26 protein-coding genes are annotated in these 25,080 nt (G+C 63.0%); 22 read left to right on the forward strand and 4 right to left on the reverse strand.

Annotated features, from left to right (window positions below; translation table 11 throughout):
• The first annotated feature begins 58 nt into the window (after nucleotides 1-58).
• The 10 genes from topA to CUV01_RS03245 all read left to right on the forward strand — a co-directional run bounded on the left by topA (nucleotide 59) and on the right by CUV01_RS03245 (nucleotide 8,703).
• The gene (gene topA, locus CUV01_RS03200) at nucleotides 59-2,755 is read left to right on the forward strand and encodes a type I DNA topoisomerase (protein ID WP_101459200.1); all 2,697 of its coding nucleotides are present in this window, start codon (nucleotides 59-61) and stop codon (nucleotides 2,753-2,755) included.
• An 84-nt stretch (nucleotides 2,756-2,839) separates the two neighbouring features.
• On the forward strand, nucleotides 2,840-3,505 hold the full coding sequence (locus tag CUV01_RS03205; protein WP_101459201.1) for a DUF998 domain-containing protein: 666 nt from the start codon (nucleotides 2,840-2,842) through the stop codon (nucleotides 3,503-3,505).
• A gap of 60 nt (nucleotides 3,506-3,565) precedes the next feature.
• Nucleotides 3,566-4,270, forward strand: a complete 705-nt coding sequence (locus tag CUV01_RS03210) for a CoA transferase subunit A (RefSeq protein ID WP_101459202.1) — start codon at nucleotides 3,566-3,568, stop codon at nucleotides 4,268-4,270.
• Nucleotide 4,271: 1 nt separating this feature from the next.
• Entirely contained in the window at nucleotides 4,272-4,898 is a 627-nt protein-coding gene (locus CUV01_RS03215) for a 3-oxoacid CoA-transferase subunit B (protein WP_101459203.1), read from the forward strand.
• Between the two features lie 208 nt (nucleotides 4,899-5,106).
• Nucleotides 5,107-5,535 (forward strand): Lrp/AsnC family transcriptional regulator, encoded by a 429-nt coding sequence (locus CUV01_RS03220; protein WP_101459204.1) that lies wholly within the window; start codon nucleotides 5,107-5,109, stop codon nucleotides 5,533-5,535.
• 45 nt (nucleotides 5,536-5,580) lie between these two features.
• Entirely contained in the window at nucleotides 5,581-6,189 is a 609-nt protein-coding gene (locus CUV01_RS03225; protein WP_232962468.1) for a hypothetical protein, read from the forward strand.
• Nucleotides 6,186-6,683: a GNAT family N-acetyltransferase gene (locus CUV01_RS03230; RefSeq protein ID WP_101459205.1), complete on the forward strand. Its 498-nt coding sequence runs from the start codon at nucleotides 6,186-6,188 to the stop codon at nucleotides 6,681-6,683. Before CUV01_RS03225 ends, CUV01_RS03230 begins: the two co-directional genes overlap by 4 nt.
• Before the next feature lie 9 nt (nucleotides 6,684-6,692).
• On the forward strand, nucleotides 6,693-7,082 hold the full coding sequence (ybgC, locus tag CUV01_RS03235; RefSeq protein WP_101459206.1) for a tol-pal system-associated acyl-CoA thioesterase: 390 nt from the start codon (nucleotides 6,693-6,695) through the stop codon (nucleotides 7,080-7,082).
• Nucleotides 7,079-7,984, forward strand: coding sequence for a D-amino acid aminotransferase (locus CUV01_RS03240; protein WP_101459207.1), 906 nt, complete (start codon nucleotides 7,079-7,081; stop codon nucleotides 7,982-7,984). The genes ybgC and CUV01_RS03240 overlap by 4 nt, the downstream gene beginning before the upstream one ends.
• Before the next feature lie 2 nt (nucleotides 7,985-7,986).
• Nucleotides 7,987-8,703: a sulfotransferase-like domain-containing protein gene (locus CUV01_RS03245; protein WP_101461829.1), complete on the forward strand. Its 717-nt coding sequence runs from the start codon at nucleotides 7,987-7,989 to the stop codon at nucleotides 8,701-8,703.
• Nucleotides 8,704-8,806: 103 nt separating this feature from the next.
• Here CUV01_RS03245 and CUV01_RS03250 read toward each other — a convergent pair whose 3' ends face one another.
• Complete coding sequence (locus CUV01_RS03250) at nucleotides 8,807-9,826, reverse strand: alpha/beta hydrolase family protein (protein WP_101461830.1); 1,020 nt, start codon at nucleotides 9,824-9,826, stop codon at nucleotides 8,807-8,809.
• Nucleotides 9,827-9,943: 117 nt separating this feature from the next.
• Here CUV01_RS03250 and CUV01_RS03255 point away from each other — a divergent pair, with 117 nt between their 5' ends.
• From CUV01_RS03255 to folD, 11 genes are all read left to right on the forward strand, one after another.
• Nucleotides 9,944-10,954: a helix-turn-helix domain-containing protein gene (locus tag CUV01_RS03255; RefSeq protein WP_101459208.1), complete on the forward strand. Its 1,011-nt coding sequence runs from the start codon at nucleotides 9,944-9,946 to the stop codon at nucleotides 10,952-10,954.
• Nucleotides 10,955-11,189: 235 nt separating this feature from the next.
• Complete coding sequence (gene tolQ / locus CUV01_RS03260) at nucleotides 11,190-11,882, forward strand: protein TolQ (RefSeq protein ID WP_101459209.1); 693 nt, start codon at nucleotides 11,190-11,192, stop codon at nucleotides 11,880-11,882.
• A gap of 3 nt (nucleotides 11,883-11,885) precedes the next feature.
• Complete coding sequence (locus CUV01_RS03265) at nucleotides 11,886-12,338, forward strand: ExbD/TolR family protein (RefSeq protein ID WP_101459210.1); 453 nt, start codon at nucleotides 11,886-11,888, stop codon at nucleotides 12,336-12,338.
• Between the two features lie 4 nt (nucleotides 12,339-12,342).
• Nucleotides 12,343-13,917, forward strand: a complete 1,575-nt coding sequence (locus CUV01_RS03270; RefSeq protein ID WP_101459211.1) for a protein TolA — start codon at nucleotides 12,343-12,345, stop codon at nucleotides 13,915-13,917.
• A 239-nt stretch (nucleotides 13,918-14,156) separates the two neighbouring features.
• Nucleotides 14,157-15,476, forward strand: a complete 1,320-nt coding sequence (gene tolB, locus CUV01_RS03275) for a Tol-Pal system beta propeller repeat protein TolB (protein ID WP_422385874.1) — start codon at nucleotides 14,157-14,159, stop codon at nucleotides 15,474-15,476.
• 8 nt (nucleotides 15,477-15,484) lie between these two features.
• Nucleotides 15,485-16,012, forward strand: a complete 528-nt coding sequence (locus tag CUV01_RS03280; protein ID WP_101459213.1) for an OmpA family protein — start codon at nucleotides 15,485-15,487, stop codon at nucleotides 16,010-16,012.
• Complete coding sequence (locus CUV01_RS03285) at nucleotides 16,009-16,944, forward strand: tetratricopeptide repeat protein (protein ID WP_232962470.1); 936 nt, start codon at nucleotides 16,009-16,011, stop codon at nucleotides 16,942-16,944. Before CUV01_RS03280 ends, CUV01_RS03285 begins: the two co-directional genes overlap by 4 nt.
• On the forward strand, nucleotides 16,937-18,202 hold the full coding sequence (tilS, locus tag CUV01_RS03290; RefSeq protein ID WP_101459214.1) for a tRNA lysidine(34) synthetase TilS: 1,266 nt from the start codon (nucleotides 16,937-16,939) through the stop codon (nucleotides 18,200-18,202). The genes CUV01_RS03285 and tilS overlap by 8 nt, the downstream gene beginning before the upstream one ends.
• Nucleotides 18,203-18,288: 86 nt before the next feature.
• Nucleotides 18,289-20,184, forward strand: coding sequence for an ATP-dependent zinc metalloprotease FtsH (gene ftsH, locus CUV01_RS03295; RefSeq protein WP_101459215.1), 1,896 nt, complete (start codon nucleotides 18,289-18,291; stop codon nucleotides 20,182-20,184).
• Nucleotides 20,185-20,290: 106 nt separating this feature from the next.
• The gene (locus CUV01_RS03300) at nucleotides 20,291-20,596 is read left to right on the forward strand and encodes a chorismate mutase (RefSeq protein WP_422385860.1); all 306 of its coding nucleotides are present in this window, start codon (nucleotides 20,291-20,293) and stop codon (nucleotides 20,594-20,596) included.
• On the forward strand, nucleotides 20,593-21,468 hold the full coding sequence (folD, locus tag CUV01_RS03305) for a bifunctional methylenetetrahydrofolate dehydrogenase/methenyltetrahydrofolate cyclohydrolase FolD (protein ID WP_101459216.1): 876 nt from the start codon (nucleotides 20,593-20,595) through the stop codon (nucleotides 21,466-21,468). Before CUV01_RS03300 ends, folD begins: the two co-directional genes overlap by 4 nt.
• A 52-nt stretch (nucleotides 21,469-21,520) precedes the next feature.
• Here folD and CUV01_RS03310 read toward each other — a convergent pair whose 3' ends face one another.
• From CUV01_RS03310 to CUV01_RS03320, 3 genes are all read right to left on the reverse strand, one after another.
• Nucleotides 21,521-22,831 (reverse strand): TRAP transporter large permease, encoded by a 1,311-nt coding sequence (locus CUV01_RS03310; RefSeq protein WP_101459217.1) that lies wholly within the window; start codon nucleotides 22,829-22,831, stop codon nucleotides 21,521-21,523.
• Complete coding sequence (locus CUV01_RS03315) at nucleotides 22,828-23,322, reverse strand: TRAP transporter small permease (RefSeq protein ID WP_101459218.1); 495 nt, start codon at nucleotides 23,320-23,322, stop codon at nucleotides 22,828-22,830. Before CUV01_RS03315 ends, CUV01_RS03310 begins: the two co-directional genes overlap by 4 nt.
• An 89-nt stretch (nucleotides 23,323-23,411) precedes the next feature.
• Entirely contained in the window at nucleotides 23,412-24,413 is a 1,002-nt protein-coding gene (locus tag CUV01_RS03320) for a TRAP transporter substrate-binding protein (RefSeq protein WP_101459219.1), read from the reverse strand.
• A 339-nt stretch (nucleotides 24,414-24,752) separates the two neighbouring features.
• Here CUV01_RS03320 and CUV01_RS03325 point away from each other — a divergent pair, with 339 nt between their 5' ends.
• Nucleotides 24,753-25,064 (forward strand): cupin domain-containing protein, encoded by a 312-nt coding sequence (locus CUV01_RS03325; protein ID WP_101459220.1) that lies wholly within the window; start codon nucleotides 24,753-24,755, stop codon nucleotides 25,062-25,064.
• Nucleotides 25,065-25,080: the final 16 nt, after the last annotated feature.

The raw sequence follows: 25,080 nt of genomic DNA on the forward strand, positions 1-25,080 counted from the left end.
ACAGTGTCCGCCGCGCTGCCCATGTTCCCGGCCCAATCGCAAGTGCAGTGAGTTGCCAATGCCCGTTGTTGTCGTCGAATCCCCCGCCAAGGCCAAAACCATCGAGAAATACCTCGGCGGCGACTATCGTGTGCTGGCCAGTTTCGGCCATGTCCGCGACCTGCCCCCCAAGGATGGCAGCGTCGAGCCCGACAATGATTTCGCAATGAAATGGGAGGTCGCCACCGACAGCAAAAAGCACCTCAAGGCGATCCGGGACGCGCTGAAGGACGACCAGAACCTGATCCTGGCGACCGACCCCGACCGCGAGGGAGAGGCGATCAGCTGGCATTTGCTGGAGGCACTGCAACCCGCGCTGAAAAAAGGTAGCGAGGTCAACCGCGTCACCTTCAATGCGATCACCAAGAACGCCGTGACCGAGGCGATGGCCAACCCGCGCATGATCGACCAGCCGCTGGTCGATGCCTATCTGGCGCGCCGCGCGCTGGATTATCTGGTAGGCTTCAACCTGTCGCCAGTGCTCTGGCGCAAGCTGCCCGGCGCGAAATCGGCAGGACGCGTGCAATCGGTGGCGCTGCGCGTCATCGTCGATCGAGAAATGGAGATCGAGGCCTTCAAGGCCCGCGAATACTGGTCGGTCCATGCGCGGTTGGCGACGCCCGGCGGCGCGGAATATGATGCCAGCCTGACCTCGCTGGCCGGCAAGAAACTGGAACGCTACGACCTGCCGACAGCGGAAAGTGCGGCGATGGCCCTCAGCGCCGTGGCCAGCCGCGATCTGAGCGTGACCGATGTTTCGGCCAAGCCTGCCAGCCGCAATCCCTGGCCGCCCTTCATGACCTCGACCCTGCAACAAGAGGCCAGCCGCAAGCTGGGCATGGGCGCCAAGGCCTGCATGTCCACCGCGCAGCGCCTCTATGAGGCGGGCTATATCACCTATATGCGGACCGACGGCATCGACATGGCCCCCGAGGCGGTGATGTCGGCGCGCGATGCGATCAAGGCGAAATTCGGCGATAAATACCTGCCGAAAAGCCCGCGCATGTACAAGAACAAGGCCAAGAACGCGCAAGAGGCGCATGAATGTATCCGCCCCACCGACATGATGATGTCGCCCGACAAGCTGCGGGTCACTGCCGAGGATCAGCGCAAGCTCTATGACCTGATCTGGAAGCGCACCATCGCCAGCCAGATGGAAGCCGCCCGGATGGAACGCACCACCGTCGAGATCGCCAGCAATGACGCTCAGGTCGGCTTGCGTGCAACTGGGCAGGTGATGCTGTTCGACGGTTTCCTGCGGGTCTATGATCAGGGTCGCGACGATGATGAGGGCGAAGACAGCAACCGCCTGCCGGTGATCGAACAGGGTGAGCCTGCGAAAAAGGTCGCGGATGCCTTTGCCGCAGAACTGGAAAAGGCCCGCGAAAAAGGCGGCGATCTGCCCGAGGCACCCAAGGCGCAACTGACCGCGCCCGGTATGCTGGCGGATCAGGCCGGCGCTTTGGCCGCACGTCAGCATTTCACCCAGCCCCCGCCCCGCTATACCGAGGCCACGCTGGTCAAACGCATGGAAGAACTGGGCATTGGCCGGCCTTCGACCTATGCCAGCATCGTCACCACGATTCAAGACCGCGAATATGTCCGCAAGGACAAGAATCGCCTCTTTCCCGAGGACAAGGGACGGCTGGTGACGGCCTTCCTGGTCAAGTATTTCCCGCGCTATGTCAGCTTTGACTTTACGGCCAATCTGGAAAACGAGCTGGACGAGATCAGCGCCGGCGATCTGATGTGGCGCGAGGTGATGGGCCGCTTCTGGCGCGATTTCACCAAGGCGCTGGAAGGCACCAGCGAGTTGCGCATAACCGAGGTGCTCGAGGCAATCGACGACGCGCTGGCTCCGCATCTCTATCCGGCCCGCGCCGATGGCGGCGATCCGCGTGAATGCCCGCTCTGCGGTCAGGGGCGGCTGAACCTGAAAACCGCGCGTTCGGGCGGGGCCTTTATCGGCTGCTCGCGTTATCCCGAATGCCGGTTTACCCGGCCCCTGTCGGCGCCCGATGGCGAAGAGGCCGTGGGCGACCGTATCCTCGGCGATGAGAATGGCGACCAAATCAGCCTGCGCAACGGGCGCTTTGGCCCCTATGTCCAGCGCGGCGAGGCGACCGAGGAACAGCCCAAGCCGCCACGGATGAGCGTGCCCAAGGGTTGGGATCCCAACGCCGTGGATCTGGAAAAGGCCGTGATGCTGCTTAGCCTGCCGCGCGAGATCGGCCCCCATCCCGAGGACGGCGAGGTGATCGAAAGCAGCATCGGGCGCTATGGTCCCTATGTGAAGCACGGGAAGAAATACGCCAACCTGCCCGATGTCGAAGAGGTGTTTACCATCGGCATGAACCGCGCGGTCGAGGTGCTGGCCGCCAAGCAGACGCGCGGGCGCGGCGCTGCCGCCACGCCGCTGAAAGAACTGGGCGATCATCCCGATGGCGGAGCCATCAACGTGATGAACGGGCGCTATGGTCCTTATGTCAAATGGGAAAAGATCAACGCCACTCTGCCGCGCGATGTCGAGCCAGCCGATCTGACGATGGAGCAGGCGCTTGAACTGATCGCGGCCAAGGCAGCCAAATCGCCAAAGAAAGCCGCAAAGAAACCGGCCGCCAAAAAGCCCGCAGCGAAAAAGCCCGCCGCCAAGAAAAAGGCACCGGCGAAGAAACCGGCGGCCAAGAAACCCGCGGCCAAGAAAGCGGCTGACTAGGTTCTTCACCGACGGCACCGGGCCGGGGATAACGCGGCGATGGGATAACCTGCCCCATCGCCGAACTCAGACGGAGCAGTCTTGATGTCTCGTTTCGAATACCTGCCCGAGGACACGCAGATAAACCCGGTGCTGATGCGCGCCATGGCCGTTCTGGCGGTCTCGGGATGCGCGGCAATGCTGATCGCGACGGTCGCCGCCGCCGCCGTGGTCGATGACAAGAACTGGATGGCCGACACGATCTCGGATCTGGCGGCGGGGCGATGGGAACAGATCCAGGATTTCGGGATCTATGCGCTGATCATGGCAACAGCGGCGGCAGCCACGGGCGCGGCCAACCTGCATCTGGGCGGCACGCGATGGGCCTTGGGCTGCATCGCGCTGGTCATCGCGGTCCCCTGCATGGTCATCATTGCTGCACGCGAAGCCTATAGCCCCACCAATGACGGCACGCCGGTGCATTATTACGTCGTCTTGCTGATGGGCGCGATGCTGACGGCGGGACCGCTGCTGATGGCGCCGGGCGCGGCGCGGGTCGCGCGCGGATGGCAAACGACCTTTGTGATTGCCGGCCTGGGCTTTGGTGCGCTTGTTCCTATCTTCTTTTTCGTGGTGCCAACCAGCCATGACGGGCTGGTGGAACGCGTGATGGGTCTGTTTGCAATGCTGTGGATCGGTGGCTTGGGCGTGATGTTCTGGAACGCCGCCTCGCATATCGAACGTCGCTATCGCGGGCCCCGACGCAATTGACAGTGCCCGCCTTGCGGGCGACAACTGCAGCGATTTTGACATCATCAGGGGGGGTGGCCGATGAAAAAGGTCTATGCCAATGCAAACGAGGCGCTAGACGGCCTCTTGAAGGACGGGATGCTGATCGCCGCAGGTGGGTTTGGCCTGTGTGGCATTCCCGAATTGCTGATCGACGCCATCGTCGACAGCGGCGTCAAGGACCTCACGGTTGCCTCCAACAACGCGGGCGTTGACGGCTTCGGTCTGGGCAAACTGCTGGACACGCGCCAGATCAAGAAAATGATGTCCTCCTATGTGGGCGAGAACGCCGAATTCATGCGGCAATATCTGTCGGGCGAATTGGAACTGGAATTCAATCCGCAGGGCACCCTGGCCGAACGGATGCGCGCCGGCGGCGCCGGCATTCCGGGCTTTTACACCAAGACCGGCGTCGGCACCGTGATCGCCGAGGGCAAAGAGGTAAAGGAATTTGGCGGCAAGGATTACATCCTCGAACGCGGGATCTTTGCCGATCTGTCCATCGTCAAGGCGTGGAAAGCCGATGACACCGGCAACCTGATCTTCCGCAAGACCGCGCGCAACTTCAACCCGCCGGCCGCGATGTGTGGCAAGGTCTGTGTGGCCGAGGTCGAGGAAATCGTGCCGCGCGGCAGCATCGACCCCGACCTGATCCACCTGCCGGGCATCTACGTGCATCGCATCGTGCAGGGCGAACATGAAAAGCGCATCGAACAGCGTACCACCCGCAAGCGTGAGGAGGCCTGATATGCCCTGGGACCGCAACCAAATGGCCGCGCGCGCGGCCGAGGAACTGGAAGACGGCATGTATGTGAACCTCGGCATCGGGATACCGACGCTGGTGGCCAACTATGTCGGCGACAAGGACATCACCCTGCAATCCGAAAACGGCATGCTGGGCATGGGCCCCTTCCCCTTTGAGGGCGAAGAAGACCCCGACCTGATCAATGCCGGCAAGCAGACGATCACCGAATTGTCGCGCACCAGCTATTTCGACAGCGCCACCAGCTTTGGCATGATCCGCGGCGGCAAGATCGCAGCCGCGATTCTGGGCGCGATGGAGGTTGCCGAGAACGGCGATCTGGCGAACTGGATGATCCCCAAGAAGCTGGTCAAGGGCATGGGCGGCGCGATGGATCTGGTTGCCGGCGTGGGTCGCGTGATCGTGGTCATGGACCACACCAACAAGCACGGCGAATCCAAGGTTCTGACCGAATGCACCCTGCCGCTGACCGGCAAGGGCGTGGTGGACCGGATCATCACCAATCTGGGCGTGCTGGACGTGACCGAAGGCGGTCTGAAGATTGTCGAACTGGCCGATGGCGTGACCGAGGACGAAATGCGGGCCGCGACCCAGGCGACCATCGTCAACTAGGCCCCAGCCTCAGACAAGATGATGGGCGTTGCGCGAGACCTCGCGCAGCGCCCTTTTTCATGTTCGGCCCATCGCCTGCCTGTCTGCGCGCCGCAGGAAATAAAGTGACGTGTTTAGCGATCTGATTGACGGTGGCACAGGCACAAGACGAAGATCGCCCCGGAACAGCGCGGCTGGCCTGGCGCCGGCATCGCGATCTACGGGGCGAATGGACGGTATGGATCTGGACCACCACGACAGGCATATCCTGTCTCAACTGGACAAGAACGGGCGAATGTCGCTGGCCGGGCTGGGTCGCGAAATCGGGCTTTCGCGCCATGCTGTGCGCGACAGGATCACTCGAATGGAAAAGGCCGGCATCATTCTGGGTTTCCGCGTGGTGCAGGGCGACGGTGGTGTGGCACAGGAACGCGCGCTGATTTTTGTCGCCCTGAACGATCCATCCGACGACACCGCGATCCAGTGGCTGGCGGCCTTGCCCAGCACCCGCCGCCTATGGCAGATCGCCGGCGAATGGGATGTGGTGCTGGCCGTAACTGTCGCCGGACCTGCTGATCTGGCGCGACTGAACGCCAAGATCGAAGGCCGCGCGCTGATCGCAAGATCGGTCGGACATATGGTCGACCGCGCGATGTAGCGCCACCATCTGGACCCCGCAGCAAGGGCGGCGTATCGGTGCGGGATGGATAGCAGCGCCCTGACAATGACCCCCGATGAGATCGCCGCCCTCTTCACAACCGAGGATGGCGGCTTCCTTTGCGCCCGGTGGGGGCGCCCGATTGCGCCGGTCATCTTTGGCCTGGCCGACGAGACTTTGGATATCTTTCGCGCCGCGATCCGGGCGGTGGCGGAGGATGCAGGCACCGGGGTGGTGGAAATCGACCCCGATATGGGCAGCAATATGATGACCTTCTTTGTCCGCGACTGGCAAGAGCTGCGCGGCGTGCCCGATCTTGACCGCCTGACCGACCGCCCTGACCTGCCCGATCGTCTGGCCGATGCCTCGGCCGATCAATACCGCCTGTTCCGCTTTGATGCCGATGGGGGCATTCGCGCCTGCCTGACCTTTCTGCGCCTGTCGGGCGCGCTGGCCGATGCGCACCCGGCCCAACTGGCCGAGACGCTGGCGGTCCGCGCCATGCTGACATTCGCACGCGACGTGACGCCCACCCCGCAACTGGCCGCGCTGATCCGCGCTGCCTATGATCCGGTGCTGCCGATTGCCGCGACAGATCCCAGCCATGCGCTGCGACTGGCCGCGCGGATGACAGCCTCGGACGCGCAGGGATGAGCACGCGACTGTCCTACATCAAGGTCGGCCAGTTCAACCTCGATCAGGTCATGGCGTTGTCTGTGCGCGACAGCGAAAAGCACCTGATTGCCAGCAACGCCGAATGGCTTGCAGATGCGGCGCATGAACCCGACGCGCTGAGTTTCGCAATTCATGCCGGGCCACAGGCGGTGGGTCTGATCTCGGTCATTGATCCGCGCGTGATCGAGGATGCCGAGGAAGACTTTCAGCCGCAGCATCTTTATGTCTGGCGGCTGATGATCGACCAGGCGCATCGCGGATACGGCTATGGCGCGGCGGCGATCGCCTTTGCCGCCGAACTGGCCCGGATCATGGGGCTCAAGGGCGTGTCGCTGACCACGATGGACCGCGCGGCAGGCAATGCGCTGCCGTTCTATAACAGCCTGGGGTTTCAGCCGACCGGCAGGCGCCTGAACGGTGAGGTCGAGCTGCTGCGTGACGGGGTGATTGCAGGCGACAAAACCCACGCCTAGACTGCTGCCATGACACATTGCCTGCCAATCCGCGTCTATTACGAAGATACCGATTTGGCGGGCATCGTCTATTATGCCAATTACCTGAAATTCATTGAACGCGGCCGCACCGACTGGCTGCGCGATCTGGGCGTCGATCAGGGCGCTTTGAAAGATCGCGAAGGCGTGGTCTTCGCCGTCAGGCGGGTCGAGGCGGACTATCTGTCGCCCGCCCGTTTCGATGATCTGCTGACGGTCGAGACCGCGCTGCACCAGATGACCCCGGCGCGGATTGTCATGGATCAGCGGGTTCTGCGTGACGATGCGCTGCTGTTTACCGCGCGCGTTACGGTGGCCTGCCTGTCGCCCAATGGCCGACCGGCCCGCATTCCCCAAATTGTCAGAAAGGCGGTCGCATGACCCAGCACCGGTCCAGCCATGATGCGGCAGATGATCCACGCAATGACGATATCCTGATCTGGGTGAATGGCGCGTTGAAACCGCGCGCCGAAGCCGTGGTCAGCGTCTATGACAGCGGCTTCATGATGGGCGACGGCGTGTGGGAGGGGCTGCGGCTCTATAACGGTCGCTGGACCTTTCTGGATCTGCATGTGGCGCGGCTGTTCGAAGGCGCAAAGGCGCTGGATCTGGATATCGGCATGACCGCCGATCAGATCATCGCCGCACTTGATGAAACGGCCAGGGCCAACGGCATGACCACGGATGCCCATGCCCGCCTGATGGTCACGCGCGGTCCCAAGACCCGCCCGTTTCAGGACCCGCGCCTGTCACAATCCGGCCCGACGGTCGTGATCATCATGGAACACTCGGTGCCCGTCGACCGGATGGCGCAGGGCATCAGGCTGGCCACGGTGCCCAATGTGCGCGGGCAGCCCATGGCCCAGGACCCCAAGCTGAACAGCCATTCCAAGCTCAACTGCATCCTGGCCTGCATCGCCGCGCAAAAGGCGGGCGCTGACGAGGCGCTGATGCTGGACCCGCAGGGCTTTGTCTCGACCACCAATGGCTGCAATTTCTTCATTGTGCGAAAGGGCGAGGTTTGGACCTCGACCGGCGATTACTGCATGAACGGCATTACTCGGCGGGCCGTCATCGACCTGTGCCACGAAAACGGCATCACCTGCCGTGAAAAGAACTTTTCGCTGGTCGAAGTCTATTCCGCGGACGAGGCCTTTCTGACCGGTACGTTCGGCGCGCAAACCCCGGTGGCGGAAATCGACGGGCGGCAGATCGGCGATGGCGGCGGCGGGCCGCTGACCCGGCGGTTGCAATCGTTCTACAAGGCAAAGGTGGGCGCATGACAATCCGCATCGCCATGTGGTCGGGGCCGCGCAACCTGTCGACAGCCATGATGCGCTCTTTCGGCGCGCGGGGCGATTGTGCCTGCGTGGACGAACCCTTCTATGCCCATTACCTGCTGCAGACCGGGCTGGACCACCCAATGCGCGACCAGATCATCGCCAGCCAGCCGCATGACTGGCGAGCGGTGCGCGATGCGCTGATGGCGCCGGTCGGTCAGCCGATTCAGTACCAGAAACACATGGTCCAGCACATGCTGCCCGAGGTCGAGACCGACTGGCTGAACGGCCTGGTCAATGTGTTCCTGATCCGCGAGCCCGAACGCGTCGTTGCCAGCTTTTCCGCCAAGCGCGGCGCGCCAAGCCCGGCCGAGCTGGGCTTTTGCCGGCAGCGAGAGTTGTTCCAGCAGCTCAGGACCCGTGGCCGAGAGCCGGTCGTGATCGACAGCGCCGATATCCGCCGTGCGCCCGAAGTGGCATTGCGGGCGCTGTGCAAGGCCGCAGGCATTGATTTCACCGAACGGATGCTGGCCTGGGAACCCGGCGCGAAACCCGAAGACGGGGTTTGGGGCGCGCATTGGTACGACGCGGTGAACGCATCGACCGGCTTTGCCGGACCGGAGGCGGAACTGCCTGTGCTGGAGGGCAAACTGGCCAATTTGGCGCAAAGCCTGCAGGCCGATTATCAGGCGGTGGCCGCGCATAAGCTGGTGATCGACTAAAGGCAGAGCGCTGATCTTTGCGATGGCGGGCATCCCGGGCGCTGATAAGCAAAGCCCCCTTGCGCGGCAAATGCGCAAGGGGGCTAAAGCCGTCAACTTCGGATCAAAGCTCTATGAACCGCGCAATCTCCTCGATCGAGGTTGCATGAGCCGTGGCGCGGTCCCAGCCTTCGGGATCATCGCAAATCGGGTCCTCGCCTTCCTCGATCAGCATCTGCGCCGCGTTCTTGGTACATATCGGCAGGAACGAGTAATGATGCGCGTTCGGGATGACGACATATTCGACTTGCGGCAACAAATCGACCAGCCCGCTGCCCTCTGTTCGTAGATCGACCGCCGCCCATGGAAATGTGTCACCCAAGGTCACCAACTGCACCGGCAGGTCGACCTCGGCTGCACTTTCAGGGGTCGCGGCATAGGTGAAGCCGGGATCAACAGCCACAATTCGCGTGAAGCGGTCATCCGTCATGTCAGCGGAAAACTCTGGCGGCAGATTGTCCAAATCCACTCCACCGCGCGACAAGAACAGGCAATCTTGCGCTGCATCGCCAAAACGCTTGCAGTAATCCCTATAGGCCACCGGATCGAGACGCAGGCCGCCGATGCCCAGCACGGTTGCCCCTCCCAGTGAAAAGCCCAGGCCAGTGATGCGATCCGTATCGATCCGATCTGCGAAATAGGGGTCCGCCAACACCTGATCCAGCGCAGCGCTCAGGTCCGAGGCCCGTTCCGAAAGGCGCGCCGTCCTGCGCGGCGAACTGTCGCCCGAGGTGGTGCCGGGATGGTTCATCACCAGCACCAGCGCGCCCCGTTCGGCCAGACCCGCAGCCAACCACGCGGTGCCGTCGATGCTGCTGCCCGAGCCATGAGAGACGACAACCAGCGGCATCTTTTTGTCAGGCAGGGCCGCACCGATATAGGCTTGCGTGCTTTCGAAAACGATGCCGTCGCCCACCGGCGCGGCATGGGTGGGTTGCCCGACCGGCGACCAGATTGCGGCAGCGATGGGCGCTGAGCGGTGATCGGCACGAACATCGAAGCGATCGAATCCGACAGTCGGCTCGGCGATTGCGGGGCTGGCGAGGGCAAGGCCGAAAAGGGCGGACAGAAAAGCGGGTTTCATCGAGGTCTCCATGTAAAAAATGAACGTCTGATGTCATCTGCAGCATTCCGACCGCGTCGCGCGTCCTCGAACCGGTTTCAGGTCGCGCAGAACCGAATATCGGTCTAGGCAACGGTCATGTTGACGCTTCCGATCCCCCTATTTGTGGCGCTGGTTCTGGCCTTTCTGGCGCTTCGTCACGCGATTGCGCAGGATCGCTCGCCGATTTTCCTGATTCTGCTTGCCGCCTGCGCGACCCAGGCGTTGCTGATTTCGCTGACCCAGCATTACGGGCTGACCTTTCTGTTGCATCTGCAGCCGGTCACGGCAGTTGCCGTGCCCCCTTTGGCCTGGCTGACCTTTCAGTCCGCTGCATTGCGCCCGCTTGATCCTCATCGCGACGCGCTGCATCTGCTGGTGCCCGTCTTTACGGCCTTTTGCGAGTTCTTCGCCCCCGTCACGCTGGATATGGTCGTGCCCGTGGTTTTCCTGAGCTACGGCGCTGCCATCCTGATCCGGCTGAACCGCGACGATACGCTGCCGCTCGCCCGGCTGGAGGCTGGTCCCCTGCCCGTTCGTGTCTGGAAAGCCATCGCCATTCTGCTGATTTTGTCCGCGCTTGCGGATGTCCTGATCGTCCTCGCGCTAACCCTTGGCCGCGAAGATTTGCGCCCGATGATCATCAGCGTCTTTACCTCGGTCACGCTGTTGGGAATTGGTCTTGTCAGCATGTCCCGCGACGCCAGCGGTACCGCTGACAGCGACCCAGCCCCGCCAGTGCCCGACCCAAACCTTATCGAGGAAGACGCAGCACTGATGGCGCGACTGGACGCGCTGATGGTTCAAGATCGCCTTTATCTTGATGCCGATCTGACGCTGACCAGACTTGCACGCCGCCTGCACGTCCCGATCAAGCAGCTTTCGGCGGCGATCAACCGCACAAAGGGCGAAAACGTCTCACGCTATGTCAACGGTTACCGCATTGATAATGCATGCGAACATCTGATTTCTGGAACGAATGTCACCGAGGCGATGCTGAACAGCGGATTCAACACCAAATCCAACTTCAACCGAGAGTTCGTTCGTGTCACGGGACAATCGCCATCTGCGTTTCTTCAGTCCAGGGCGCAGGCGGGCACGACTGGCTGAGCCCTGGATGCCGCGAGCCGGTAACCGCACGCGCAGTGGTTCGCCACAACAGACACTGGCCCGATCGCATCCGCACGCGACCGGCCCGGCCTCGCGGATCAACGCCGTTGACGAACAGAGCGACGCCTCACACCTCACTCGCACCTTTGTGTTGGCCAACCCCCTGACCCTTCTGGTAAACATTCGCTAGAAGGCCGACCGAAGAACGGCAGCACACGACCCATGAGGCAGTGAGATGGACCCCATTCAGGCCGCGCAGGCCATTGATTTTTCGTTGATTGCGCTGTTTACGCAAGCATCGCTGACCGTCAAGATCGTGATGATCGTGCTGGTGCTGGCCAGTTTCTGGGCCTGGGCGATCATCATCCAAAAGCTGGTCGCCTATGCCGCCGCGCGTCAGGATGCCAGCCGCTTTGACCGCCGCTTCTGGTCGGGCGAACCGCTGGACGACCTGTATGACCGCATCGGCGACCGCCCCAAGGGCGCGACCGAGCGCGTCTTTGCCGCCGGCATGACCGAATGGCGCCGTAGCCACAAGGATGATGGCGGGCTGATCCCCGGCGCGACCCAACGCATCGACCGCGCCATGAACGTCGCCATCCAGCGCGAGGAAAGCCGGCTTTTGCGGGGTCTATCCTTTCTGGCCACGACCGGCTCGACCGCGCCGTTCATCGGCCTTTTCGGCACGGTCTGGGGCATCAAGACCGCGTTCGAGGGCATCGCTGTCAGCCAGAACACCAACCTTGCCGTCGTGGCCCCCGGCATTGCAGAGGCGCTGGTCGCCACCGCGCTAGGTCTGCTGGCCGCCATCCCGGCGGTGATCTTTTACAACAAGCTGTCCGGCGATGCCGACCGGATCGTCGGCAACTGGGAAAACTTTGCCGATGAGTTCTCGGCCATCCTGTCGCGGCAACTGGACGGGGAATAACCGATGGCAGATGTCGTCACCCGCGAAGGACGCAAGGGACGGGGCCGCCGCCGCAACAAGCCCATGTCCGAGATCAACGTCACGCCCTTTGTCGACGTGATGCTGGTGCTGCTGATCATCTTCATGGTTGCGGCACCGCTGCTGACGGTCGGCGTCCCGCTGGAACTGCCCCGCACCGCCGCAACCTCGCTGCCCTCGGAGCCCGAGGAGCCGCTGGTCATTTCGGTCACGACCGAGGGGCCAATCGTGCTGATGAACGAGGAAATCGCCGAAGCGGACCTGATCGGCAAACTGCAGGCGGTGATCGAACAGCGCCAGAGCGACCGCATCTTTTTGCGCGCAGACGGCGCGATCCCCTATGCCCGCGTGGTTCAGGTCATGGGTGCGATGAACGCGGCAGGCTTTACCAATATCGTGCTGGTTACCGAAGCCGGTGGCCCGAGCATGGACGGTTGACGCCATGGAACGGGCCGAACGCATCGGCAGATGGGTCTCGGGCGTCGGCCATGTCGGCGTTCTGACATGGGCGGCCTTTGGCGGTGCCCTGTTCGGTCCGCAGCCCAGCCCGCCCCTGCAGATGACGCAGGTGGCCACGATGACCGAAGCCGAATTCCAAAGCTTCGCCGCCGTCTCACGCGGGGCCGGTCCGGTTCAGGGGCAGGCGCAGGAAGTGGCCGCCCTGCCTCAACCCGCTGCCGAGGATCTGCAATCGGGCGCGCTGGAAGCCAGCCAATCGCCCGAACCAGAGGCGGAGGCGCAGCCCCTGCCCGATCCCAGCACCGCAGAGGATGCGCCCGATCTGACCGATCTGGCCGCTGCGCCGCAGGCCCCGGCCGGGCTGACGACAGCCTTGCCGCAGCCCGATCTGCCGGCACAGCCCGAGCCAGAGATAGAAGAGGCCAGGCCGACGCCGCCTGCGCCCGCGCCGCAACCCGAAACGACGCCGACCCAGCCAGAAACCCTGCAAAACCCCGCCGCCCCGGACAGCACGGTCGAGACGCCGGCTCAGCCCGCGCCGCCGCGCTCGGAGCTGGCGCTGGACAATTCGCCCCGTCCGCGCGGCAGGCCCGATGGGCTGGTCGAAAACCGCAACCGCCGGTTGGCCGAAGCCGCCGAAGAGGCGCGGCGACAGGCGGCCGCGGAACAGGCGCGACAAGACGCCGCCGCCCAGGCTGAACGCGAAGCCGCAGAAGAGGCCGCCCAGGCCCGCGCCCGCGCCGAGGCCGAGGCCGCGCGCGCCGCTGAAGAGGCCGCCCAACGCGAGGCCGAAGAGGCGCGTCGCGACGAGGAAGAGCGTCTTGCAGCAGAGGCCGCAGAAGCCGCCGCCGCTGAGGCTGCACGCGCCGAGGCCGAACAGGCCGCCGCCGAAGAAGAACGGCTGGCCGCAGAAGAGGCCGAGCGTCAGCGGCAAGAAGAAGAACGGCTTGCCGCCGAGCAAGCCGAACAGGAACGTCTTGAACGAGAGGCCGCCGAACAGGCAGAGCAGGCTGAACGCGACCGCATCGCAGCCGAAGAGGCCGAGCGCGCAAGGCAAGAGGCCGCCGCCGCCGAACAGGCCGTCCGCGATGCCGATGCCGCAGCCGAGGTCGCCCGCCGCCGCGCCGAAGAGGCCGCACCCAGCCAGGACGCCCTCGCCGCAGCACTTAGCGAGGCCTTGGGCGATGCATCCCCGGGCGGCGCCAGCGATCCCAGCGATGTAGCCGCGGACGGCCCGCCGCTGTCGCTGAGCGAACGCGAGGGCTTCCGCCTGGCCATCGACGCCTGCTGGCGCGTCGGCACGCTGTCGCGCGAGGCGCAGGGCACCAGCGTCAGCGTGGCCTTTTCGATGTCGCCTGACGGCATGCCCGAACCGGCCACCATGCGGCTGATGGGTCATTCCGGCGGCGGTCCTGCCGCCGCGCAACAGGCCTATGATTTCGCCCGCAATGCGATCCTGAACTGCGCTGGCACCGGCTATGAATTGCCGGCCGAAAAGTACAACCGCTGGAAGGAAGTCATCGTCGATTTCCATCCCGGCGGCGTCGGGGTGCAGTGATGTGCCCGGCCCCGATCATACTGACCCGTGCGATGGACCGCAGTGGACTGTCAGCGACAAATGCCAATCCCCGCCATGCGCTGTCGCGCTGTGCTGGCCAGCGCTCTGCCGTAACAGCCGGAAAACGTGAAAAATTGAAAGAAGATTGTCATGTAATTCCTGCCTCTGGCCGAGGCAGCGGAATGATTGTGCTTCCCCGCGCCATGATACAAAGGTAGAACGTGACCATGATCCGACACCTGACCCTGGCCCTTACACTTGGCCTTTCCACCGCTTTGCCGCTTGCCCTGGCTGCCCCTGCCTTCGCGCAGGACGATGGCCCCTTGCGGATCGAGATTACCGATGGCGTCGTCGAACCGATGCCCATCGCCATCGCCGCCTTTCAGGGCAGCGATGAGGTCACCGGGTTGGTAAAGAACCTGATCGCCGCTGATCTGACCGGCACCGATCTCTTCCGCGAGATCCCGTCGGATGCCCATCTTTCGCAGCGCGACAGCTTTGAAGAGCCGATTGCCTACGAAGACTGGCGCGCCATCAATGCCGAGGCGCTGGTCACCGGCGAGGTCAGTGTCGAGGGCGACACCGTGTCCGTGAAGTTCCGGCTGTTCGACGTGATTTCGGGCCATCCGCTTGGCGACGGCATGCAGATGCAGGCAGCCAAGGGCGATTGGCGCCGCGCCGCGCATAAGGTCGCCGATCAGGTCTATGCCCGGCTGACCGGCGAAAAGCCCTATTTCGACAGCCGCGTCGCCTTCATGCAGGAAACCGGCCCGAAGGATGCGCGCCGCAAGCGCTTGGGCGTCATGGATTATGATGGCGCCAATATCGACTGGCTGACCGACGATTCGGCGCTGGTCCTGTCGCCACGCATGTCGCCCGACGGCAACTCGATCCTGTATACCAGCTTCGAGACCGGCTTTCCGCAGATCGAGGTGATGGACGTTGCCAGCGTCACCTCGCGTCCGATGACACAATCGGCCGACAGCATGTCATTCTCGCCGCGCTATTCACCGGATGGGCGCTGGATTGTCTATTCGATGGACAAGGCCGGCAATTCCGACATCTGGCAGATGGACCCGGCCACTGGCGCCAGCCGCCCCCTTATCGAAAGCCCGGCGATCGAGACCTCGCCAAGCTACAGCCCCGATGGCACGCAGATTGTCTTTGAAAGCGACCGCTCGGGGACGCCGCAGCTTTACACCATCCCCGCCGATGGCAGCGCCGAGCCGACCCGGATCAGTTTCGCCGATGGCCGTTACGGCACGCCCGTCTGGTCGCCATTGGGCGATCTGATCGCCTTTACCCGCCAGATCGGTGAAAAATTCCACATCGGCGTCATGCGCGCCGACGGATCGAACGAGAAAATCCTGACGGAATCGTTCCTTGACGAGGGCCCGACCTGGGCACCCAATGGCCGGGTGGTGATGTTTACGCGCGTCACGCCCGGCGGTGATGGCGAACCGCGGCTGCATTCGGTAGACATCACGGGTCGCAACATGCGGCCACTGGATCTGGATTTCGCGGCCTCGGACCCCGCCTGGGGGCCGCTGCTGCCATGAGGAAAAAGATGAAACATCATGCCATGATCGCAATGCTGGGGGCTGCGCTGATTGCCTCTGCTTGCGCCCGCCCCGTCCCGCAGCAGATCGTCGGCGATCCCTATGCCAATTCCGGCAATGTCGCGATTTATCAGGGCGATGTCGGCGCCGGCTCGTTGGGAGGCACCGCCACCGCCGAGTATTTCCGTAACACGGTTGGCGACACGGTGATCTTTCCCATCGACCAAACCACCCTGACCGCAGAGGCGCGTACCGTCCTGACGCGACAGGCGACATGGCTTAAGGAAAACACCGGCTTTACGGCCAGTGTCGCCGGCCATGCGGATGAAAAAGGCACGCGAGAGTTCAACCTTGCCCTTGGTGCACGCCGCGCGAATTCGGTTCAGGAATATCTGATTGCCCAGGGCGTCGAATCGGGGCGCATCCGCACCAATACCTTCGGCAAGGAGCGCCCGCTGGAGGTCTGCTCGACCGAGATCTGCTTTGCCAAGAACCGTCGGGCGCAGACCGTCGTCTCACCGGGTGCCGGCACATGATCCTGCGCGTCGTCGCGATCATCGGGCTTTGTCTGATGGCCGGCACTGCGACGGCACAGGACGCGGCACCCGATAGCGCGCAGAATACCACCACACTCGCCGATCTGCGTCAGCAGTTGCAGCAGCTCAAGGCGGACGTGCAGTCGCTGCGGACCGAATTGGTTGCCTCGGGCGCTGCAGGGTTTCAAGCGGCGGGGGGCGATACCGCCATCGACCGCATGAACGCGATGGAACAGAAACTGACGCAACTGACCGGCACGACCGAGCAGTTGCAGAACCGCATCCAGCAGATCGTCAAGGACGGCACCAACCGCATCGGAGATATCGAATTTCGTCTGTGCGAGATGGACGACGGCTGTGATCTCGGGGCGCTGATGACAGTGCCGCAATTGGGCAGTGTGACGGGTGGCGGCGGATCCGGTGGCGGGTTGGTCATTACGCCTTCGGGCGGCAATGCCGAGCCGCCTGAGACAGCGGCCAAGCAACCCACCGCAGCCGAACAACAGGCGTTCGACCGGGCCCAAGCGGCACTGGGCGAAGGTAATTTTCAGCAGGCCGCGCAGCTTTTTGCTGAGGTCGCAGAAACCCATGCCGGCGGCGCATTGACCTCTGAGGCGCTGTTCCTGCGCGGTTCGGCCCTGGAAAGCGCTGGCGAGCCACCACTGGCGGCGGCAGCATGGCTGGAGTCCTTTGCTGCTGACCCGAACGGGGATCGCGCAGGCGAAAGCCTGCTGGGCGTCGCCCGCCTGATCGGCGACCAGGGCGATCCCGTGGCTGCCTGCCTTTATCTGGCGGAAATTCCAGTTCGCTTTGCTGGCAGCGATACCGCAGACGAGGCGCAACGGCGCATGCAGGATCTGGATTGCGGTGCGGGCGAATTGCCGCAAGGCACGGATCCAGAGGCCGCAGCAGACCTGATGATCGATGAGTGATCCCGTCAGCGTCGGTGATGACGTCACCGCGCAGGTGCACACTGTTCTCGACCGCCTCGCCGGCGATCTGCCTGCGCTGGGCATCGCCCTGTCAGGCGGCGGCGATTCCACGGCGCTGATGCATCTGGTTGCCAGTTGGGCGCGGGGCCGCCGGATCATGGCCGCAACCGTCGATCACGGCCTGCGCGACGACAGCGCCGCCGAGGCTCAGACGGCGCATCGCGCGGCGCTTGCGCTGGACATTCCCCATGCGACGCTGCTTTGGCGGCGTGATACGGATGCCGGCAACCTGATGGCCGGCGCCCGCGACGCGCGGCTACGGCTGCTGTCGGGCTGGGCGCAACGCAACGACCTGCCAGCGATCGTGCTGGGCCATACGCAGGACGATCAGGCCGAAACGCTGCTGATGCGGCTCGCGCGCGGCGCGGGCGTAGACGGGCTGGCCGGGATGGCAGATTGGCGTGACGCCTTTGGTCTGCGATGGCTACGCCCGATGCTGGGCGTCGGGCGCGCCGAACTGCGCGACTGGCTCGGCGCGCGGGGCGCAAGCTGGATCGACGATCCCAGCAATGATGATGACAGCTATGATCGGGTGCGCATCCGCAAGGCCATGGCCGCGACCGAACTCGGCGCCAGACAACTGGCGATGGCGGCCGATAATATCGCCTCTGCACGTGACGCATTGCAATTCTATGCCGCCGAGGCCGCCGGCGACGCGATCGCCAGCAATGCCAGCCTGATCCTGCCTCGCAGGCCTTTCACGCGCAGCCCGCCCGAAATTCACCGGCGTCTGATCATTGCCGCCACACGCTGGATCACCGGCGCGGACTACCCCCCGCGTCGCAGTACCGTCAGCCATGCGCTGGCCGGCATTGCCGCGGGCAACCGCGTCACGATGGATGGCGCGCTGTTCGAACCCTCGGGCGACCGCATCTTCGTCATCCGCGAACCAGCCGCCGCCCATCGCGCGCCTGCCGTCCAGGCCGAACCAGAGGAAAGCGCGGTGATCTGGGACAAACGCTGGCGCGTCGAGGGGCTGACACCCGGCCAGCATGTTTCGGCCCTTGGTCTGGAATCGCTCAGTCTGCCCGAAGCAGGCTGGCGGGCCTCGGGGATGGGACGAGACGAGGCCGCTGCAACGCCCGCAATCTGGCAGGACCAGCGACTGATTGCCGCGCCCGTCTTGCGACGTTCGAGCCATCTGGCACGGCCTTTGCGCGGTTCGGACGCGTTTCGCAGCGTGATCTTTGCGCATTAACCGGCTGAGACCGGCAAAGCCGCATTGAACCCCGGCCGATAATCCCTATTTTCTAACTCAACTGTTTCCGCCTGGGAGGACCCGTTTTGGGCAACGCACGCAATCTGGCCGTTTGGGTCGTCCTGTTCCTGATGATCCTGATGCTGTTCAATGTCTTCAGTGATGGCGGCGCACCGCTGAACAGCCGTCAGATCAGCTATTCCGATTTCATTGAACGGGCCCAGTCCGAACAAATCGCGTCTGTAACCATCGACGGCGAGGATATCGCCATCGTCGGCACCGATGGGCAAAACTATGTCACCGTGCGCCCCATGGGCGAAGAGATTACCGACAAGCTGATCGCGCAGGGCGTCGAGGTTCAGGTCGTCAAGCAACAGCAATCGGGCTTTATGTCGATGCTGGGCGTTTGGCTGCCGTTCATCCTGCTGATCGGGGTCTGGATCTTCTTCATGAACCGGATGCAGGGCGGTGGGCGCGGTGGTGCCATGGGCTTTGGCAAATCCAAGGCCAAGCTCTTGACCGAAAAGCACGGCCGCGTGACCTTTGACGATGTCGCCGGCATCGACGAGGCCAAGGAAGAGCTGGAAGAAATCGTCGAGTTTCTGCGCAACCCGCAGAAGTTCAGCCGTCTCGGTGGCAAGATCCCGAAAGGCGCGCTGCTGGTCGGCCCACCGGGCACCGGTAAGACGCTGCTCGCCCGCGCCATCGCAGGCGAGGCCGGCGTGCCGTTCTTTACCATCTCGGGTTCGGATTTCGTGGAAATGTTCGTCGGCGTCGGCGCATCGCGTGTGCGCGACATGTTCGAGCAGGCCAAGAAAAGCGCACCCTGTATTCTGTTCATCGACGAGATCGACGCCGTGGGCCGTGCGCGTGGCGTTGGCATCGGCGGTGGTAATGATGAACGCGAACAGACGCTGAACCAGTTGCTGGTCGAGATGGACGGCTTTGAGGCCAATGAAGGCATCATCATCATCGCCGCCACCAACCGCAAAGACGTGCTGGACCCGGCTCTGCTGCGCCCCGGCCGCTTTGACCGTCAGATCCACGTCCCCAACCCAGATATCAAGGGCCGCGAGAAAATTCTGGGCGTCCACAGCCGCAAGGTTCCCGTCGGCCCCGATGTCGATCTGCGCATCATCGCGCGCGGCACGCCCGGTTTTTCGGGTGCGGACCTGATGAACCTTGTGAACGAGGCCGCGCTGGCCGCCGCCCGCATTGGCCGGCGTTTCGTCAGCATGGAAGATTTCGAGAACGCAAAGGACAAGGTCATGCTGGGTGTCGAACGCCGCAGCATGGTGTTGACGCCCGAGCAAAAGGAAAAGACCGCCTATCACGAGGCTGGCCACGCCGTCGTCGGCCTGTCGCTGCCGAAATGCGATCCGGTCTACAAGGCCACGATCATTCCGCGCGGCGGTGCCCTGGGGATGGTTGTGTCCCTGCCCGAAATGGACCGGCTGAATTTCCATAAGGACGAGGTCAAGCAAAAGCTGGCCATGACCATGGCCGGCAAGGCCGCCGAAATCATCAAATACGGTGAAGAAGGCGTGTCGAACGGCCCCGCTGGCGACATTCAGCAGGCCAGCCAACTGGCCCGCGCGATGGTCATGCGGTGGGGTATGTCGGACAAGGTCGGTAATATCGACTATGCCGAGGCGCATGAGGGCTATAACGGCTCGACCGGCGGTTTCTCGATTTCCGCTTCGACCAAGGAACTGATCGAACAAGAGGTCCATGACCTGATCGAACAGGGCTATGAGGACGCGCGTCGCATCCTGATCGAGAAGGAAGAGGAATTCGAGCGTCTGGCCAAGGGCCTCTTGGAATACGAGACCCTGACCGGCGAAGAGATCGGCAAGATCCTTCGCGGCGAACAGCTGGGCGGCGATGACGACACGCCCGGCAGCTCGATCCCGTCGGTGACGGCGGTGCCCAAGGCAGGCGAGACCAAGCCTGCACCGGGCGGCGATCCCGCCCCCGCCTGAGCCCCGAACGACCGAACGCAGTTATGAACCCCGGCCCATGCGGCCGGGGTTTTCCTTTGCCGCTGCCCTCTTGCGCGCCCGGCGCCAAGGGTGCATGTCCTGCGACATGACCATGGCCACCGATGACATCCCCGACATGCCTGCCCTGCGCGCCCGCATCGACGCGCTGGATGCGCAGTTGATCGCGCTGTTGGCGCAACGCAGTGCGCTGATCGACCGGGCAGCCCGGATCAAGGCGCGCGACGATTTGCCCGCCCGCATAGAGGCCCGTATCGAAGAGGTGGTGACAAACGCGCGGCGGCACGCCGAGCGCGCGGGATTGGACCCCGACCTGATCGAAAGCATCTGGCGACGGCTGATCGAGGCCGCTATCGCCCAGGAAGATCGCCACCTGAAAGGAGACCCCGCATGAGCGCCACCCGTATCGACGGAAAGGTCTTTGCAGCAACGCTGCGCACCCGCATCGCAGAGGGCGTTGCGGCGATGGCGGACCGGGGCATCACGCCCGGGCTGGCCGTCGTGCTGGTGGGCGAGGACCCGGCCAGTCAGGTCTATGTCCGCTCCAAGGGCAAGATGACCCGCGAGGTCGGCATGAATTCCTATGAACACCGGCTGCCTGACGACACCTCGCAAGGCGATTTGCTGGCGCTGGTCGATCAGTTGAACAAAGATCCATCGGTGAATGGTATTCTGGTGCAACTGCCCCTGCCCCGGCACATCGACGAAGAGGCTGTGATCAACGAGATCCTTCCGGAAAAGGATGTCGACGGCTTTACCGTGCTGAATGTCGGTCGCCTCGCCACCGGGCAAAAGGCGATGGTGCCTTGTACACCACTGGGCTGCCTGATGATGCTGCGCGATCAGTTGGGCGATCTTTCGGGCAAGAACGCGGTGGTGGTCGGTCGGTCGAACATCGTCGGAAAGCCGATGGCGCAACTGCTGCTGCGCGACAGCGCCACGGTGACCATCGCGCATTCGCGCACGCAGGATCTGCCGGGGCTCTGCCGCAGCGCCGATATTCTGGTGGCTGCGGTCGGGCGACCCCATTTCGTCAAGGGCGACTGGATCAAGCCGGGTGCGACGGTGATCGACGTCGGCATCAACCGCACCGATGACGGGCTGGTCGGCGATGTGGATTATGCCGAGGCCGAGCAGGTCGCGGGCGCTATCACGCCCGTGCCTGGCGGTGTCGGGCCAATGACCATAGCCTGCCTGCTGGCCAATACGTTGACGGCCACTGCCCGCGCGAACGGCTTGCCCGATCCTGAGGGGCTGACACCCTGACGCGGGTTTGCGCGGAAAAGGTGCCGCCCCGGGTCCGGGCCGGCACCGATTTTCATCGGAAGCTTCCCGGCATCAGTGTCTGAGGCAGCCACAGCGCGAGCTGCGGGAAGAGGATGATCAGCAGCAGGATCAGCAGCATCGGCAACAGGATGATGACCACGTCGCGCATCACCTGCACCACGTTCATCCCCCCGATGGCCGCTGATATCAGCAGGCATAACCCATAGGGCGGCGTCACCAGACCGAATGCCAGCGAGATGATCCCGATAATTGCGAAGACGACCGGATGAATATCGGCCGCCGTCGCGACGGGCAGCAGCACCGTGCCCAGAATGATGATCGTCGGGATCGCATCGATGAACAGCCCGAAGAACAGGAACAGGCCCGCGATGACCAGCGCGGTTTCGAACGGACCGACCTCCAGCGAGACCATGAAGGCCACGATCAGCCGCGGCACGTCGAAAAACGCCAGCATCCACCCAAAGGCCGAAGCCGTCCCGATGGCGAACAGAGAGATCGCGGCGAAACGCCCCGTATCATAGAAGATATGGCCCAGATCGCGGAACGTCACCGTGCGATAGACGAACATCCCCAGGATCAGCGCATAGGCCGCCGCGATGATCGCGCTTTCGGTGGGCGTGACGATGCCGCCCACGATCCCGCCAACCACCAGAACCGGGGTCAGCATGGCCAGCGCGGCACCGCGCAGGGCCTTCCAGAAAGCACGCAGGCTGGGGCTGCCCTCGGTTGGGTAATCATAGACCTTGGCATAGCCAAAGACCGTGGCCATCAGTGCCAACCCGATCAGCAGGCCGGGTATTGCGCCCGCCAGAAACAGCGCCCCCACTGACACTTGCATGACGCCGCCCCAGACCACCATCAGGATACTGGGCGGGATGATGACACCCATGACGGATGAGCAGGCGGTGATGGCGATGGCAAAACGCCGGTCATAGCCCTCTTTGACCATCGCAGGGATCAGGATCTTGCCGCAGCCCGCAGCGTCGGCGGTGGACGATCCCGAGATACCGGCAAACAGCATCGACACCGCGACATTCACATGACCAAGACCGCCGGGCATCCAACCGGTCAGGACGCGGGCCAGTTCGATCAGCCGGTCGGTTATCTTGCCCGAATTCATCAGGTTTGCAGCCAACAGAAAGAACGGCACTGCCAGCAGGATAAACGAGTTATAGGACTGAAACATCCGGTCCAGGACGATGAACGGCGTCAGGCGCAGATCCATCAGCACCAGAGGCACGGTCGCGATCCCCAGTGCAAAGGCCACGGGCACCCGGATCAGCACCAGCAGCATAAAGCCCCCGACCAAGATGGCGCAGGCAAGCCCGGTCGAGACAATCATGATGCAGCCCTTAATGAGGTTCGGTATTCGCCGATGGCTTCGGCCAGCCGGTAAAGAGAAAAGATCGCCCATACGGCCCCGGCGATGGGCACTGAAATGAAGGTGATCAGCTTATTGGCCCGCATCATCGGCGATTCCTGCAATGCGCCGAATTTTGCGTATTCGATGCCGTACCAAAAGAAGATCAGGGCAAATCCCGCGACCAGCACCAGAACAACGCCCTTTTGCAGCAAGATGCCCAAGGGGGTCTTCGCATCCGGCAGCACCTGAACATCGAAATGGGTGCCATCCCAGACCGCGACCATTGATCCGATCATCACCACCCAGACAAAGATGAAGGTCGACAGTTCTTCGGTCCAGAGATAGGGAGGAAGCAGGTCGGTATAACGAGAGATCACCTGCAACCCGACCGGAATGGCGAGGGCTGCGACAAGAATGCCCAGCAGAACCCTCAGCCCGTTGCAGAACGTGTCCAGCACCCGCTTCATCATCTTTCCCCCCCGGTGATGTAGGCTTTTCATACGCGTGAAGGCGTGCTTCGGGTTCTTTTCCCGAAACACGCCTCGCAGCCCTGAGCTTGTTATTTGGCGCGGATCGCCGTCAGCAGTTCGGTCGCACCCAGTTCGGCGGCATAGTCATCCTGTACCGGAACCACCATTTCCAGCAGCTGGTCGCGCTCGGCAAATTCCTGCAGCGTCAGTTGCCCTGCATCGACCATTTCCTGCAGCTTTTCGCCATCTTCACGCGATTCCAATTCGCGACCAAAGGCACCGGCCTCTTCCCCCGCCTTCATCACTGCGGCTTGCAGGTCCTCGGGCATGTTCCGAAAGCTTTTGCCGCTGACCACGATGGGGCGCACGGTGATGGCGTGTTTGGTCAGGGTCAAATACGGCGCGACCTCATAGAACTTGAGGTTCTGGATGCTGGCAGCTTCGTTTTCAAAGCCGTCGATGACGCCGGTCTGGATCGCATTATAGACCTCGCTATAGGAAATCGCCGACGGGGCGGCGGTCAAGGCCGAAAATATCTGCGCCTGAATCGGGGCGCCCATCACCCGCATCTTGAAGCCCGCCAGTTCTTCCAGATTGCTGATCGGCTTGTTCGATATCACATTGCGCACGCCACCGCCGGTATAGCCGACGATCATGATATCGGCCTTTTCCAGCAGTTCTTCTTCCAGCGGCTTCAGCACGTCGCTGGACAGAACGGCCTCCCAATGGGCCTGATCGCGGAACAGGAACGGCATGTCCATCAGCGGAATGGATGGCGCGAAGGTCGCCATGTTGGACGGCGCCATGATCGTATAATCGATGGCGACGCCTTGCTGCAGGAAGGTGACGTAGTCGGCCTCCATCCCAAGCTCGCCATTCAGACGCAGATCAAAAGCGACCTCGCCGTCGTAATATTCATTGGTCAGTTCGGCGAACCGTTCCATGGTTTTGGTAAAGGCATGATTTTCGTCAAACTGACTGGCCCCGCGCAGGGTGATGTCCTGCGCCTGTGCGGCGGTAAATGTTGCGGTCACCGTGGCCACGATGGCGGCTGCGCGCACCAAGCCCTTGGTTGAATTCACTAGCGTCATCTGTCCCTCCCTGGAACTTGCAAAAGACGTCGAAACGAGTCCGTCGTTGGTATCTTCGCATGAACCAAACGGGCGGCGGCGTTTTGTTTTCAGTGCTTTCACAGCCTGATCCGCATTGATTCGCAGATGTACACTAGCAATTATAAGACTAGTATACTAGATAGTCCGTCATGATCTTTCAAAGGCTTTTCGGCAGCGACCGGTCTGTCTGCATTGGCTATGATGCCAGTGCGCGGCCAGGCAGACACTCGTCAATGGACATGACGCCCCTGCCATGGTTCCCTCAGGTCGGCCTTTCAACGACATATCCCCAGACACATATTCAAAGGGTTGATCGACATGAGTGACTATCCGGTGGTCAAGACAGGTGAGGACGTAAGTCGTCAGGTTCTGGCGGATCATCCGCAACTGATGGTCGTCGCCTTTCGTTTCGGCAAGGCCGGGGCCGAGGGCGCGCTGCACGATCACCCGCATGTTCAATCCACCTATGTCGAAAGCGGCCGGTTCCGCTTCACGATCGGCGATGAGCTGTGCGAGGTCGGGCCGGGCGATAGTTTCGTCGTGCCCTCTGGTGCGACACATGGCTGCATCTGCATCGAGCCGGGAACCCTGGTCGATTGCTTTACGCCACGGCGCGACGACTTTCTCTGAGGCAACAGAGGAAGGG

Source organism: Paracoccus tegillarcae, assembly GCF_002847305.1.
Lineage (GTDB): Bacteria > Pseudomonadota > Alphaproteobacteria > Rhodobacterales > Rhodobacteraceae > Paracoccus > Paracoccus tegillarcae.